Consider the following 12,898-nt stretch of genomic DNA (forward strand, 5'->3'; position numbering starts at 1 on the left):
GCTCAGCGGTGGCAGGCGCTCGCCGCGACCCTCTTCAGGCACGTTCCATCGACAGGTGGCGCTGGAACGTGCGCGATTGCGGCGAGGGTGGGGGCGATGTCGACCGTCTCGGCGGCAGCCGACGGAGTCGCCGCGACGATGCCCGGCCACCAGAACAGGATCGGCACGCGGCGATCATAATCCCACACGCTGCCATGGCCGGCGACCGAGTCTCCGAACTTCGCCGGCATGCCGATGCTGGCGCGCGGGCGGAAGGCGATGAAGAGATCGCCGCTGCGCGCGGGATCGAAGCTTTCGCGATAGCGCTGGGGGATGGTCAGCCGGCGCGGGGCGCCGCGCGGCATCGCGACGGCGGCGATTTCGGCGCGCGTCCGCACGTCGGCCACTTCGGGGCGTGCCTTCAGCCAGGGGAGGGCGGCGGCCATCGCGGACGAGGCGGTCGCCGCATCGAGGCCCGGACGGAGATAAAGTTCGTTAGCATCCGCGAAGACGAACGGATCGGCGTTCAGCGAGAGTTTGGAACGCAGGTTCGCGTTCAGCGCCTTCACCACACCCTTGGCGTCGATGCGCTGCGCCGGCACGCCATTTTCGGTGGAGCGCTCGGCGGCGTCGGTCGCGCCATGATCGGCGGTCAGCGCGACGACATAAGGCACGCCCAACCCGTCCAGCCTGGCGAGCAGCCGGCCAATCGTGGCATCGATCACCTGCATCTGTACGCACATTTCGGCGCCGCCATTGCCGTAGCGGTGGCCGATATAATCGGTGGCGGAAAAGGAGACGGCGAGCAGATCCGTGCCCGCGCCGTGGCCGAGATGCATCCCATCGATCACCTTGTCCGTGAAATCCATGACGGTGGGATCGAAGAGCGCGCTGCTCCGAAACTGGAGCTGAAAGGCGGGCGAGGCGGCGAAATCCGGCCCGTCCGTCACGCCCTGCGCGAATTCCGGCGGTATCCTTCCGGATTCCGCGAAGGTGCCGAAACGGTGGGGCCTGGCGAGCGCCGCGCAGGATGCGGGCGCCTCGGCCGGCCACAATGCGGGCGGCGCCTGCCGCCAGCGGGCGATCAGATCGGCGTTGAAGGCGGCAGCCGGGCCGGTGACGGCGGGCGTCGCCGGGCCGGCGAGAGGGGAGGTGATGAAGCCTTCGCCGTCATTCCACCAATAGACAGCGTCCGCCTTGTGCCCGGCCAGCATGATCGCCGCGCGATCCTTGCCCGAAATCGTCACGACGCGATTGGCCGGGTTCGCCGTCTTCATCCAGTCGCCCAGCGTCTCGGCGCGCAGATTCTGGGGGCCGCGCACGGTCGCACCCGGCTGGCCGGGGACGGAGACGCAATAGATGCTCTCGCCCGTCGCGCGATCCAGCCAGTCATTGGCGACGATGCCGGTGCCGGCGGGGTGGCGCCCGGTGAGCATCGTCGAGTGGCCGGGGCAGGTCTCCGTCGCGGCGTGGCTCTGATAGCCGCGCGCATAGGCGATGCCTTCGCCCAGCCGCTTGAGGCCACCCGTATAGTTCGCCTTGTATCGATCCCACAGTTCGGCCGAAAATTGATCGACCGCGATCATCACGATCAGCTTCGGCTGTTTCGGCGGCGGGGCCGCTTCGGCAATGGCGGGCGTGAAGACGGTGGCGAGGAGGGCGAGCAGGAATTTGGACATCAGCCGCCCGTGCCCGCTGATGGTTGCGACTTGATGACGGTCCTGGCGTTTACGCAACGATCCATCCCGCCAGCGCATCCCGCGCCCGCGCCGTGATAAGCGCCTTGCGCTCATTCTTGCGCGGCTTGCCCTCCAGCGGCGGAAAAAGGCCGAAATTGACGTTCATCGGCTGGAATGTCTCCACCTCGGCACCGCCGGTTACATGGCCGAGGAGAGCGCCCAGCGCCGTTTCGCCCGGCGGCGGGGCGAGATCCGCGCCCGCCAGTTCCGCGGCGGCGAAGCGGCCCGCGAGAAGCCCGATCGCGGCGCTTTCCACATAGCCCTCGCATCCGGTGATCTGGCCCGCGAAGCGGATGTTGGGCCGCTTGCGCAGCCGCAGCGTGCGATCCAGCAGCTTGGGGCTCTGGATGAAGGTGTTGCGGTGCAGGCCGCCCAGCCGCGCGAATTCCGCATTTTGCAGGCCGGGGATCAAGCGGAAGATGCGCACCTGCTCGGCATGCTTCAACTTGGTCTGGAAGCCGACGATGTTCCAGAGCGTGCCCAGCGCATTATCCTGCCGCAGCTGGACAACCGCATAGGGCCAGCGCCCGGTGCGCGGATCATCGAGGCCCACAGGCTTCATCGGGCCATAGCGCAGCGTATCGGTGCCGCGCTCGGCCATCACCTCGATCGGCATGCAGCCCTCGAAATAGGGCGTGTTCTTCTCCCATTCGCGAAACTCGCCTTTCTCGCCGGCCAGCAGCGCCGCGTGGAAGGCGAGATATTCGTCCTTGTTCATCGCGCAGTTGATGTAATCGTGGCCGTCACCCTTGTTCCAGCGCGACTGGAACCAGGCGGTTTCCATATCGATGCTCTCGCGATGCACGATCGGCGCGATCGCATCGAAGAAGGCGAGCGCATCCTCGCCCGTTTCGGTGCGGATCGCCTCCGCCAGCGGTGCGGCGGTGAGCGGGCCGGTCGCAAGGATCGCGGGGCCTTCGGGCAGGCCGTCAACACGCTCTCGCACCAGTTCGATATTCGGATGCGCCTCGATCGCGGCGGTGACGCCCGCCGAGAAACCGTCGCGATCCACGGCCAGCGCCGAGCCCGCAGGCACGCGATGCGCGTCCGCCGTCTTCAGGATCAGCGATCCCAGCGCACGCATCTCGGCATGGAGCAGGCCCACCGCATTGTTGGCGGCATCGTCCGATCGGAAGCTGTTCGAGCAGACCAGCTCGGCCAGCGAATCCGTGTGGTGGGCCGGGGTCCCCTCCACGCCGCGCATTTCCGACAGGCGGACTTTCACGCCCGCCTCGGCGAGCTGCCAGGCGGCTTCCGAGCCGGCGAGCCCGCCGCCGATGATATGAATCTGGTGCGTCATGGCGTGCGCGCCTAGAACAGGATGCGGCACAAGCCAAACGGACGGAGCGGATCGATGATGCTGACCGGCGGACTGGCCTTCCTGATCTTCCTTGTCGTGCTGCTGGTGCCGACGCTTCTGAAGTCGTTCGGCGTGAACCAGGAATATGAGCGAGCCGTTCTCTTTCGGCTCGGCCGGCTGGGCGATGCGAAGGGCCCGGGCTGGTATTGGCTGATCCCGTGGATCGATCGCGTTCAGAGGGTGGACCTGCGCACCGTGACGCGCGCGCTGGATACGCAGGAGACCGTCACGCGCGATGGCGTGCCGGTGCGGGTGAATGCCGTTCTGTGGTTTCGCGCGCAGGATGCGACGCGGGTCATCACCACCGTGGACAATTGGCAGGGTGCTGTGATGCAGGCGGCGGAAACGGCGATGCGCGACGCGATCGGCCAATCCGATCTCGATCAGTTGCTGAAGGAACGCGCCGTCATCAACGATCGCCTTCAGGAAATGCTGGCGCGCGCCTGCGGCCATTGGGGCGTGATCGTCGATTCGATCGAGATGAAGGATCTCGACATTCCCGAAGCGATGCAGCGCGCCATCGCCCGCGAAGCGGAGGCGGTGCGTGAAAAGCGCGCGCGGATCATCAAGGCGGAGGGCGAGCGCGAGGCGGCGCAGACGCTGGCGGATGCGGCGAAGGTGGTGGGCGCCACGCCTGGTGCTCTGGAGATGCGCCGGTTGCAGGCCCTCACCGAGATCGGCGTGGAGCATAACAGCACGATCATCGCGATGATGCCGGTGGAACTGATCGAGGCCGCGAAGAAGATTGCGGAGAAATAGCTCGCTTCCTGGCCCGGCGACCGCGCGCCCCGTCGTCTCGCGCGTTGCGCCGGGCAGGGGGCGGGCTAAGGTCGCGTCATGACCGAAAAGCTGCCCGTCCTCGTCACGCCCGGCGTGCCCGATAATCTGATCCGTCTGCTGGAGAGCGATTTTACGCTCGTCCGCGAGCCGGGACCCGGCATCGCCATTCTTGTGACGACGGGAGGAGACGGGGCGGATGCGGCCGCGATGGATGCCTGCCCCGATCTCAGGCTGATTTCGGTGATGGCGGTCGGCTACGACAAGGTGGATGTCGCTTATGCCAAAGCGCGCGGCATCGCGGTGACCAATACGCCCGATGTGCTGACCGATGATGTCGCCGATCTGGCACTGGCGCTGATGCTGTCCGTCTTCCGGCGATTGCCCGCGCAGGATCTGTATGTGCGCCAGGGGCGTTGGGCGAGGGATGGCAATCCTCCGCTCAGCCGGAGCCTCAGTGGCCGCCGGATCGGAATCCTCGGCCTCGGCCGTATCGGTCGCGCCATTGCCGAGCGCGTGCAGCCCATCGCGGGCGAGATCGCTTATTATGCACGCGGCGCGAGGGCCGATGCGCCATGGCGTTTCGAGCCGGATCCCGTCGAGCTGGGGCGCTGGTCGGATGTGATGGTGGTCGCGGTCGCGGGCGGCGGGCCGACGAAGGGGCTCGTGAGCCGCGAGGTGATCGGGGCGCTCGGCCCCGATGGTGTGCTCGTCAATATCGCCCGGGGTTCGGTGGTGGACGAACCCGCTCTGGTGGAGGCGCTCGTGTCCGGTCGGCTGGGTGGGGCGGGGCTGGATGTGTTCGCCGATGAGCCGAACGTGCCGGAAGCGCTGCTGGGGCTGGAGACGGTGGTGCTGTTGCCGCATCAGGGCAGCGCCACGATCGAGACGCGCGGCGCGATGGCGAAGCTGGCGGCGGACAATGTCATCGCCTTTGCGGGCGGCGGACCGCTGTTGACGCCGGTGTGAAATTGGATCGCGCGGGCCACCGTGGCCACGTCTGCAATATCCGGGAAATTTCGGTGCAATCACGCCGGTGAATGAAGATGGCGCCCGCTACGAGTGGGTGCGGATGCGCGCTGTGCCGGGCGCGTGTGACGGGTCCCTACCCCGTCGGCCCCTGGGATGGCTCCCCAGTCCCCGCTCGGCCCTCCCGCCGGCGGACATGGCCAAAACTACGCGAGGCTGTTGACGAGCATCGAGGTCGTGCTGCCGGATGCGGTGCTGCTGCCCGTGGAGGTGTAGGGCGAAGTCGAGGTCATCGAATCCTCGAGCTTCTTGAGGAAGGCCACGAGCTGTTCGATCGCCGATTTGGTGGTATCCGTCGCGTCGGTCGACGAAGTGCTCGTATCGTCGCTGCTGTCCGACGTTTCGGATGAAGGCGGAGGGGGAGGAGGGCCGCCCGCGCCACCGGGGCCGCCGGGACCACCCGGACCCTGCATCGAATCCGCGGCGTCCGCGAAGACCTGCTTGAGTTCGGTCGCCTGATCGTCGGTCAGTTTTCCGTTCGACACTTCCTGATCGATCAGAGATTCGATCTTGCTCTTCATCGCGTCCGCGCTGGTGCCCGCGGTCGGCGGGCCGGACGATTTCATCGCGGCATCGATATCGTCGAGGGCGCTCGAAAGCGTGCTCTGATCGGTGGACTTCACCGTGCCGGTCGAAACGGCGGATTGCAGCGCGAGCTTCATCCGGTCGTTCGGCGACATCATCTGTGCCGCGGACATGCTTCCCGAAATGGATGTCATGATCCTTGCTCCTGGGCAGGATTGCCCGTGCCTGCGATGCCGGCCACATGGTTAGCGAAGATTTACCAAGAACTCGGCTCATCGCATTTCCGCGGATCTTGCAGCTCCACTTGCGGTGGGCTGATGCCTGCTGTCGATGCGCTCGGCTATTCGTGCTCCGTTCGCAATGATCCTCTCATCACAGGCCATCGGCATCGGCCGGTAAAGACCAGCATAACGTTGTGGAAACAATGACGTTGGGAGAATTAGTTAGGGGTGTAACGCCCCCTCGCGGGCGCAGTCCATCGATCGCATGGTCAACATGCGATCAAGATTAACGGAATGTTTCTGGCAGGCCCATCTTGGAAATTGATGCGGTGCAAGGTCTCGATTTGGCGAGATCGGCTGAAATCTCTCACCAATTTGAAGTCTGTTCGGATCTTTGCAGGGATGGAGATTGAAGATACAGGATGGCGAATGGTGAGCCAGCGTAGCGGAGAGCAGAGTCGATGCAAAGCGACCTGACCGATCTTGCAAGTGCAGGGGAGGGCGGGGCGGCGGCCGCGCTCGCCGCGCGCTGGGCCGCCGCCGCGCGGGCCATCGAGCATCTCGCCCAGGTGCGATCCCTGAACGATCTCGTCGCTGTCCTGCGGACCTACGCCCGCCGCGTCGTGGGCGCGGATGGGATCGCCGTCGTGCTGCGCGACGGGGATCTCTGTCATTATGTGGCGGAGGATGCGCAGGAGCCGCTCTGGGCCGGGCAGCGCTTTCCGGCGGAAACCTGCGTATCCGGCTGGGCGATGGCGCATCGGCAGACCGTCCCGATACCCGACGTTCTGCTGGATCCGCGCGTGCCGCAGGACGCTTATCGCGCGACATTCGTTCGCAGCATGCTGATGGTGCCGATCGGCCGGCGGGAGCCGGTGGCCGCGATCGGCGCCTATTGGTCGGTCGCCGGCCAGCCGAGCCACAATGAGATCGCCCTGCTGGAGGCGCTGGCGCGCTCCGCCTCCACCGCACTGGAAAATGGGCGGCTCCTCTCCTCGCTGGAGCAGCTCAATACGGAGCTGGAGGATCGGGTCAGCGCGCGCACGGCGGAACTGGAGCGCGCGCAGGAGATATTGCGCCAGACCCAGAAGATGGAGGTGATCGGCCAGCTCACCGGCAATGTGGCGCATGATTTCAACAATCTGCTGTCGCCGATCATGTCGAGCCTCGATCTCGTCCTGGCCGGCCGCGCCAGCGGCGAACGGTTGAGCAGGAGCGCCACCGTCGCGATGGAGGCGGCCGAAACGGCGAAGATGCTCGTCCAGCGGCTTCTGGCGTTCGCGCGCCGCCAGCCGCTCTCGATGAGCGCTGTCGATCTGCCGGCCCTCGTCGAGGGGATGCGCAGCCTGCTGGGGAGCACGATCGGAGCATCGATCACTCTTGATGTGCGGATCGCGCCCGATCTGCCCGCGATCCGCGGCGATGGGCATCAGCTGGAAATGGCGATCCTCAATCTGGTGGTGAATGCGCGCGATGCGATGCCGGACGGCGGCGCGCTGACCATCTCGATCGATCCCGCACCCGGCGGCGGATCCCCGACCCCGAATTATGTTCGTCTGGCGGTGCGCGACACCGGCTGCGGCATGGATATGCGGACCCGCGCCCTGGCGACGGAGCCCTTCTTCACGACGAAGGCCCCCGGCCATGGCACCGGCCTCGGCCTCTCCATGGTGGAGGGGCTGGCGGGCCAGCTTGGCGGATCGCTTTCGATCGACAGCGCGCCGGGCGAGGGAACGGAGGTGAGCGTGATCCTGCCGGTGGCGACGGATGGAGCCGTCACCGCCGAGCGCGATGATCCGGCGGATATGCTGATCGGCGGTCGCGGTCGCGTGCTCCTCGTCGATGACGAGGCGCTCGTCCGCATGGGCACGCGCGAGATGCTGGAAGACCTCGGTTACGAGGTGAGTGACGTCGATGATGCGGCGGAGGCACTCGTCGCGATCGAGGAGGGGCCGATCCCGGCCATCATCGTGACGGATCATATCATGCCGGGCATGACGGGCGCCGAGCTGGCCCTGCGCGTCCGCGCGGACCATCCCGAGATCGCGGTGATGATCGTGTCCGGCTATCAGGGCATCGATCTGATCGCGCCGGATGTCGTGCGCTTGTCGAAACCGTTTCGGCAGGCGCATCTGGATGCCAGCATCGCGGCGGCGCTCGCGCAGGTGAAGGCGGCGGCCTGATCGCGCCCGCCGCATTGCCAATCCCGGCCGGGGCGGCGAAGACGCGCTCATGAAGGCAAATGAATTGCAGGACATCATCCTGCGCAGGATCATCCGGCTGCGGGGCGGCACCGCCCGCCACTGGCGCGGCGTGATCGGGCCGATCAGGATTTATGATCCGGAGACGCATGCCCATTGCAACTGGTCCGTCTCGCCTTCCGGCGAACCGCGCGAGGTTCTCCAGGTCGAGACCCTGCTCGACGCGCTGCGGCTTGAGCATCCGATTGTGGAGGCGGGCTGAGCCGGGGCGCCGGGATCGTCCGCTTTCGGCCTTGAGCGGCAAGCCCGGTGCGGTCCGAACGGGCGGGGATCATGGGGAGCGAGCGGGTTCGACCCAACAAAAAGGGGGCCGTGAGGCCCCCTTTCCGTTTCAGCGTCTGAAGCTGGCGACGATCAGTCGTTGTCGCGGTTCAGGAAGGCCGGGGCGAAATCGGGGGCGGGGCCCTCGTCGCCATTGCTGCGCTCGCGGCGCGGGCGATCGCCGCCCTCTCCACGCTCGCGACGGGGGCCGCGATCGCCACGGTCGCCGCCTTCGCGACGGGGGCCACGATCGCCACCCTCGCGGCGACGGTCGCCACGCGGACGATCACCGCCCTCGCGCGGCTCGCGGGCCGGGCGGGTGTCCTCCAACTCGGCGCCGGTTTCCTGATCGACGACGCGCATCGACAGGCGAACCTTGCCGCGGCCGTCAATCTCGAGAACCTTGACCTTCACTTCCTGGCCTTCGGTCAGGACGTCGGAAACCTTGGCGACGCGCTCGTTCTTGATCTCGGAGATGTGAACGAGGCCGTCCTTGCCCGGCATGAAGGTGACGAAGGCGCCGAAATCCACCATCGAGGCGACCTTGCCGGTGTAGATCTTGCCGACCTCGGCTTCCATCGTGATGCCCTCGATCCACTTGCGGGCAGCAGCGATCTTTTCCGGATCCGACGACGAGATCTTGACCGTGCCGTCATCCTCGATGTCGACCTTGGCGCCGGTGGTGGCCACGATCTCGCGGATCACCTTGCCGCCCGTGCCGATCACGTCGCGGATCTTGTCCTTGGGCACCGACATCGTCTCGATGCGGGGCGCGTGGGCGGAGAGTTCACCGACCGAGGTGAGGGCCTTGGCCATCTCGCCCAGGATGTGCGCGCGGCCTTCCTTGGCCTGCTCGAGAGCGACGCGCATGATCTCTTCGGTGATGCCCGCCACCTTGATGTCCATCTGCATCGTGGTGATGCCTTCGGACGTGCCGGCCACCTTGAAATCCATGTCGCCGAGGTGATCCTCGTCGCCCAGGATGTCGGACAGGATCGCGAAATCCTTGCCTTCCAGGATCAGGCCCATCGCGATGCCCGAAACCGGGCGCTTCAGCGGCACGCCGGCATCCATCATCGAGAGCGAACCGCCGCAGACGGTGGCCATCGAGGAGGAGCCGTTGCTCTCCGTGATGTCGGACAGGACGCGGATCGTGTAGGGGAATTCCTCCGCCGTCGGCAGCACCGGGTGGAGGGCGCGCCACGCCAGCTTGCCGTGGCCCACTTCGCGGCGGCCCGGCGCACCGAAGCGGCCCACTTCGCCGACCGAATAGGGCGGGAAGTTATAGTGGAGCATGAAGCGCTCGTACGACAGGCCGGACAGGCCATCGATCATCTGCTCGGCATCCTTGGTGCCCAGCGTCGTGGAGCAGATGGACTGCGTCTCGCCACGCGTGAACAGGGCCGAACCGTGGGCGCGCGGCAGGAAGTGCACCATCGCCTCGATCGGGCGGATCTGCGTGGTGGTGCGGCCATCGATGCGCGAGCCATTCTTGAGGATGGCGCCACGGACGATTTCGGCTTCCAGCTTCTTCATCAGCTTGCCGGCCGCCATCTGATCCTGCGGGGTGGCATCGGCGAAGGCGGCCTTCGCCTTGGCGCGGGCCTCGTTCAGCAGGTTCGAGCGCTTGGACTTGTCCGTCACCTTGTAGGCGGCGGTGATGTCCTTGCCGACGAGCTTCTTAAGCTTGTCCTTGGCCTTCGAGAGATCGGCCTGCTCGGCCATTTCCCAAGGCTCCTTCGCGGCCTTTTCCGCCAGATCGATGATGCCGTTGACGGCTTCACGGCACGCCTTGTGGGCGAACTGGACGGCGCCGAGCATGACTTCTTCCGAAAGCTCCTTGGCTTCGGATTCAACCATCATCACGGCATTGCCGGTGGCGGCGACGACGAGATCGAGATCGCTCGTCTTGGTCACTTCGGCCGACGGATTCAGCACATATTCGCCGTCGATATAGCCGACGCGCGCGGCGCCGATCGGGCCCATGAAGGGCACGCCGGAAATGGTGAGCGCGGCGGAGGCGGCAACCATCGCCAGGATATCCGGCTCATTCTCGCCATCATAGCTCAGCACCTGGGCGATGACGTTGATCTCGTTGTAGAAACCCTCGGGGAAGAGGGGGCGGATCGGGCGGTCGATGAGGCGGGAGACGAGCGTCTCCTTCTCGGTGGCGCCGCGCTCGCGCTTGAAGAAGCCGCCGGGAATGCGGCCGGCCGCGCTATATTTTTCCTGATAGTGGACGGTGAGCGGGAAGAAGTCCTGCCCTTCCTTGACGGTCTTGGCGGCGGTCACCGCGCAGAGCACCACCGTCTCGCCCAGCGTCGCGAGCACCGCGCCGTTGGCCTGGCGGGCAACGCGGCCCGTTTCCAGGGTGAGGGTCTTGCCGCCCCACTGGATTTCCGTCTTCTTGATATCGAACATTTCGTTTCCTTCACTCCGGCGCGCCCTATGCGGCCGGGGCCAATGGCGACCCCCCGGGATGTCGGCGGGGTCTGTCGGGCTGCCGGCCCGTGCGGTTCGGGACATCTATGCCCCTCAGACGTCGGCCGTATTGCCTCGGTCCCTGTCTTTTCCCGTCATACCGGCGAAGGCCGGGATCGCGGGAGATATTCGCTGCCGCACGAATTCCGGACCGTGCCGGGATGGCGGCAGATATGAGAAGGGCGCCCGGAGGCGCCCTTCAGATTACTTGCGGAGGCCGAGCTTCGCGATCAGTGCGCTGTAGCGGGCGGCGTCCTTCTTCTTGAGATAATCGAGCAGGCTGCGACGGTTGTTCACCATCGTCAGCAGACCGCGGCGCGAATGATTGTCCTTCGCGTGGGTCTTGAAATGCTCGGTCAGGTTGACGATGCGCTCGGTGAGGATCGCGACCTGCACCTCGGGGGAGCCGGTGTCGCCCTCGCTCTGGGCGTTGTCCTTGATGATCTCGGCCTTGCGCTCTGCGGTAATCGTCATCGTCTTTTCACTCCGACATCAGGTTGAAGCCGCGCACCACCTTCACGTCCTGTTCCATTTCGACGAGGGCGACGGGCGTGGTGCCGTCGATCGCGAGATGGAGACCCGGTGGCGCTGCGATCCCGACGAGCCTGCGTCCCTGGCGGAGCGCGATGGCCTGATCGGGGGAGACGGCGAGGACCGGGATGTCGTCCAGTCCAGCCGTCAGCGGCAGGAGCAGCTCCTGCAGCGACGCCCCCTTAGCGGCCTCGTCCAATTTGTCCAGCGATATCGCGTGGGCGAGGGTGAAGGGGCCGGCCTTGGTGCGGCGGAGCATCGTGACGTGGCCGACCGTGCCGAGCGCCAGCGCGATATCGCGCGCCAGGCTGCGGATATAGGTGCCCTTGGAGACGGAGGCGGAGAGGGTGATCTCCTCCAATCGGCCCCCGCCGCCGACGGGTACGATTGCAAGGGAATGGATCGTCACCGCCCTTGTCGCCAGCACCACGTCTTCGCCCGCACGCGCCAGCGCATAGGCCCGCTTTCCATCCACCTTCAGCGCCGAATAGGCAGGCGGCACCTGCTCGATCGGCCCGGTGAAGCGGGGCAGGATCGCCTCGATGTCGGCCAGTGAGGGGCGCGCGTCGCTTTCCGCCACGGCCTCACCCTCGGCATCCAGCGTCGAGGTCTGCACGCCGAAGCGGATCGTGAAATCATAAACCTTGTCGCTGTCGAGCATCCGGCCGGCGAGCTTGGTCGCCTCGCCGATCGCGATGGGGAGCACACCCGTCGCCAGCGGATCCAGCGTGCCGCCATGGCCCACGCGCGCCTTGGGGTGGCCGGCGGTGCGCAGCGCCCGCTTGGCGGCGGATACGCCCTGCGTCGAACCCAGGCCGAGCGGCTTGTCGAGGATCAGCCAGCCATGAAGCGGCATCTTGTTCGCACTCACCGGCGATCCTGCAGGAAGCCGAGGAGCGCGTTGGCGAGTGCTATGCGATGATCGGAGAAGCTGTGATCGGTGGGCATCACGACAAGCCGCGCGGCTGGGCCGGCGGCCGCCGCGACGGTGCGTGCGGTGGGCGCGAGAGCCCGTTCCGCCCCGATCACCAGCAGCGGGCGCTTGCCGATATTCTTCGCGGTTTCGGCCAGATCGAGATCGGCGCCCGCCGTTTCGATCTCCGTCACCAGAGCGGCCTCGCTCGTGCCGGCGAGAGGCGGCAGATCGCCGCGCAATTCACCCTCGATGAACTCCTTCTTCGCGGCGGGATCGGCGAAGGAACGACCGGTCGCGGCGATGTCCCAAGGGTCGATCAGTACGGTGCCCATCACATCGGGATCGCGCGCGGCCGCGAAGGCCGCCATCATGCCTCCCATGGAATGACCGGCGACGACGATGCGGGAGGTGGCGATGCCCCCGGCCGCGCCCTGCGCGCGCAGCCATGCGAGGGCGGCTTGGGCATCCTCCGCACAATGGTGGAAGGAGAAGTCGCCCCGGCTGCCCCAGCTTCCCCGATAATGGAGCGTCAGCACATGCCAGCCGGCGCGGCGCGCGGCCTGCGCCAGATCGAGATTCTGTTCGTTGCCGGGAAAGCCGTGCAGCAGCAGCAGGGTTGGGTGCGGGCCGGCGCCGCTGGCCTTGTAGAAAACGGCGTTCAGGCCGCTGCCGTGGCTGGGCAGAACGAAGGCCTTCATCGAAGCGGGTGCGGCCGGATCCGGCGTGGGATCGAAGACGATCGCGGCCGGCGGCAGCGAGGCGGCGAGCGGGCTTGCGCCCAGAAGGGCGAGGGCGGGGACGGCGGCTTTGAACATGGC

Annotated in this window: 11 protein-coding genes; 4 read left to right on the forward strand and 7 right to left on the reverse strand. The window is 66.6% G+C overall.

Features of this window, described 5'->3' with window-relative positions; all coding sequences use genetic code 11:
* Positions 1–2: 2 nt before the first annotated feature.
* Positions 3–1,658 carry an alkaline phosphatase family protein gene (locus DI605_RS10300; protein WP_293972952.1) on the reverse strand — a complete coding sequence of 552 codons (1,656 nt, stop codon included), beginning with the start codon at positions 1,656–1,658 and terminating at the stop codon, positions 3–5.
* 49 nt (positions 1,659–1,707) lie between these two features.
* The gene (trmFO, locus tag DI605_RS10305; RefSeq protein WP_293972954.1) at positions 1,708–3,018 is read right to left on the reverse strand and encodes a methylenetetrahydrofolate--tRNA-(uracil(54)-C(5))-methyltransferase (FADH(2)-oxidizing) TrmFO; all 1,311 of its coding nucleotides are present in this window, start codon (positions 3,016–3,018) and stop codon (positions 1,708–1,710) included.
* A gap of 54 nt (positions 3,019–3,072) precedes the next feature.
* Here trmFO and DI605_RS10310 point away from each other — a divergent pair, with 54 nt between their 5' ends.
* Positions 3,073–3,837, forward strand: coding sequence for an SPFH domain-containing protein (locus tag DI605_RS10310; protein ID WP_293972956.1), 765 nt, complete (start codon positions 3,073–3,075; stop codon positions 3,835–3,837).
* A gap of 78 nt (positions 3,838–3,915) precedes the next feature.
* Positions 3,916–4,824, forward strand: a complete 909-nt coding sequence (locus DI605_RS10315; RefSeq protein WP_293972959.1) for a 2-hydroxyacid dehydrogenase — start codon at positions 3,916–3,918, stop codon at positions 4,822–4,824.
* Positions 4,825–5,030: 206 nt separating this feature from the next.
* Here DI605_RS10315 and DI605_RS10320 read toward each other — a convergent pair whose 3' ends face one another.
* A complete protein-coding gene (locus tag DI605_RS10320; RefSeq protein WP_293972962.1) occupies positions 5,031–5,603 on the reverse strand; it encodes a hypothetical protein in 573 nt (190 codons plus the stop codon).
* A 488-nt stretch (positions 5,604–6,091) separates the two neighbouring features.
* On the opposite strand from DI605_RS10320, the gene DI605_RS10325 reads away from it, so the two are divergent.
* Positions 6,092–7,813: an ATP-binding protein gene (locus tag DI605_RS10325; RefSeq protein ID WP_293972965.1), complete on the forward strand. Its 1,722-nt coding sequence runs from the start codon at positions 6,092–6,094 to the stop codon at positions 7,811–7,813.
* 49 nt (positions 7,814–7,862) lie between these two features.
* Entirely contained in the window at positions 7,863–8,093 is a 231-nt protein-coding gene (locus DI605_RS10330; protein WP_293972968.1) for a hypothetical protein, read from the forward strand.
* A gap of 152 nt (positions 8,094–8,245) precedes the next feature.
* Here DI605_RS10330 and pnp read toward each other — a convergent pair whose 3' ends face one another.
* The 4 genes from pnp to DI605_RS10350 all read right to left on the reverse strand — a co-directional run bounded on the left by pnp (position 8,246) and on the right by DI605_RS10350 (position 12,895).
* On the reverse strand, positions 8,246–10,573 hold the full coding sequence (pnp, locus tag DI605_RS10335) for a polyribonucleotide nucleotidyltransferase (RefSeq protein WP_293972971.1): 2,328 nt from the start codon (positions 10,571–10,573) through the stop codon (positions 8,246–8,248).
* A gap of 264 nt (positions 10,574–10,837) precedes the next feature.
* Entirely contained in the window at positions 10,838–11,107 is a 270-nt protein-coding gene (gene rpsO, locus DI605_RS10340; protein WP_293972974.1) for a 30S ribosomal protein S15, read from the reverse strand.
* A 7-nt stretch (positions 11,108–11,114) separates the two neighbouring features.
* Positions 11,115–12,020 carry a tRNA pseudouridine(55) synthase TruB gene (gene truB, locus DI605_RS10345; RefSeq protein WP_293973392.1) on the reverse strand — a complete coding sequence of 302 codons (906 nt, stop codon included), beginning with the start codon at positions 12,018–12,020 and terminating at the stop codon, positions 11,115–11,117.
* Positions 12,021–12,031: 11 nt separating this feature from the next.
* A complete protein-coding gene (locus DI605_RS10350) occupies positions 12,032–12,895 on the reverse strand; it encodes an alpha/beta fold hydrolase (RefSeq protein ID WP_293972976.1) in 864 nt (287 codons plus the stop codon).
* Between the last annotated feature and the right edge of the window lie 3 nt (positions 12,896–12,898).

Origin of the sequence: Sphingomonas sp. (genome assembly GCF_003248515.1) — a bacterium.
Lineage (GTDB): Bacteria > Pseudomonadota > Alphaproteobacteria > Sphingomonadales > Sphingomonadaceae > Sphingomonas_I.

Coding starts and splice junctions, on each gene's coding strand:
- DI605_RS10300 (WP_293972952.1), bottom strand. CDS start 1,658: ATGTCCAAATTCCTGCTCGCCCTCCTCGCCACCGTCTTCACGCCCGCC.
- trmFO (WP_293972954.1), bottom strand. CDS start 3,018: ATGACGCACCAGATTCATATCATCGGCGGCGGGCTCGCCGGCTCGGAA.
- DI605_RS10310 (WP_293972956.1), top strand. CDS start 3,073: ATGATGCTGACCGGCGGACTGGCCTTCCTGATCTTCCTTGTCGTGCTG.
- DI605_RS10315 (WP_293972959.1), top strand. CDS start 3,916: ATGACCGAAAAGCTGCCCGTCCTCGTCACGCCCGGCGTGCCCGATAAT.
- DI605_RS10320 (WP_293972962.1), bottom strand. CDS start 5,603: ATGACATCCATTTCGGGAAGCATGTCCGCGGCACAGATGATGTCGCCG.
- DI605_RS10325 (WP_293972965.1), top strand. CDS start 6,092: ATGCAAAGCGACCTGACCGATCTTGCAAGTGCAGGGGAGGGCGGGGCG.
- DI605_RS10330 (WP_293972968.1), top strand. CDS start 7,863: ATGAAGGCAAATGAATTGCAGGACATCATCCTGCGCAGGATCATCCGG.
- pnp (WP_293972971.1), bottom strand. CDS start 10,573: ATGTTCGATATCAAGAAGACGGAAATCCAGTGGGGCGGCAAGACCCTC.
- rpsO (WP_293972974.1), bottom strand. CDS start 11,107: ATGACGATTACCGCAGAGCGCAAGGCCGAGATCATCAAGGACAACGCC.
- truB (WP_293973392.1), bottom strand. CDS start 12,020: ATGCCGCTTCATGGCTGGCTGATCCTCGACAAGCCGCTCGGCCTGGGT.
- DI605_RS10350 (WP_293972976.1), bottom strand. CDS start 12,895: ATGTTCAAAGCCGCCGTCCCCGCCCTCGCCCTTCTGGGCGCAAGCCCG.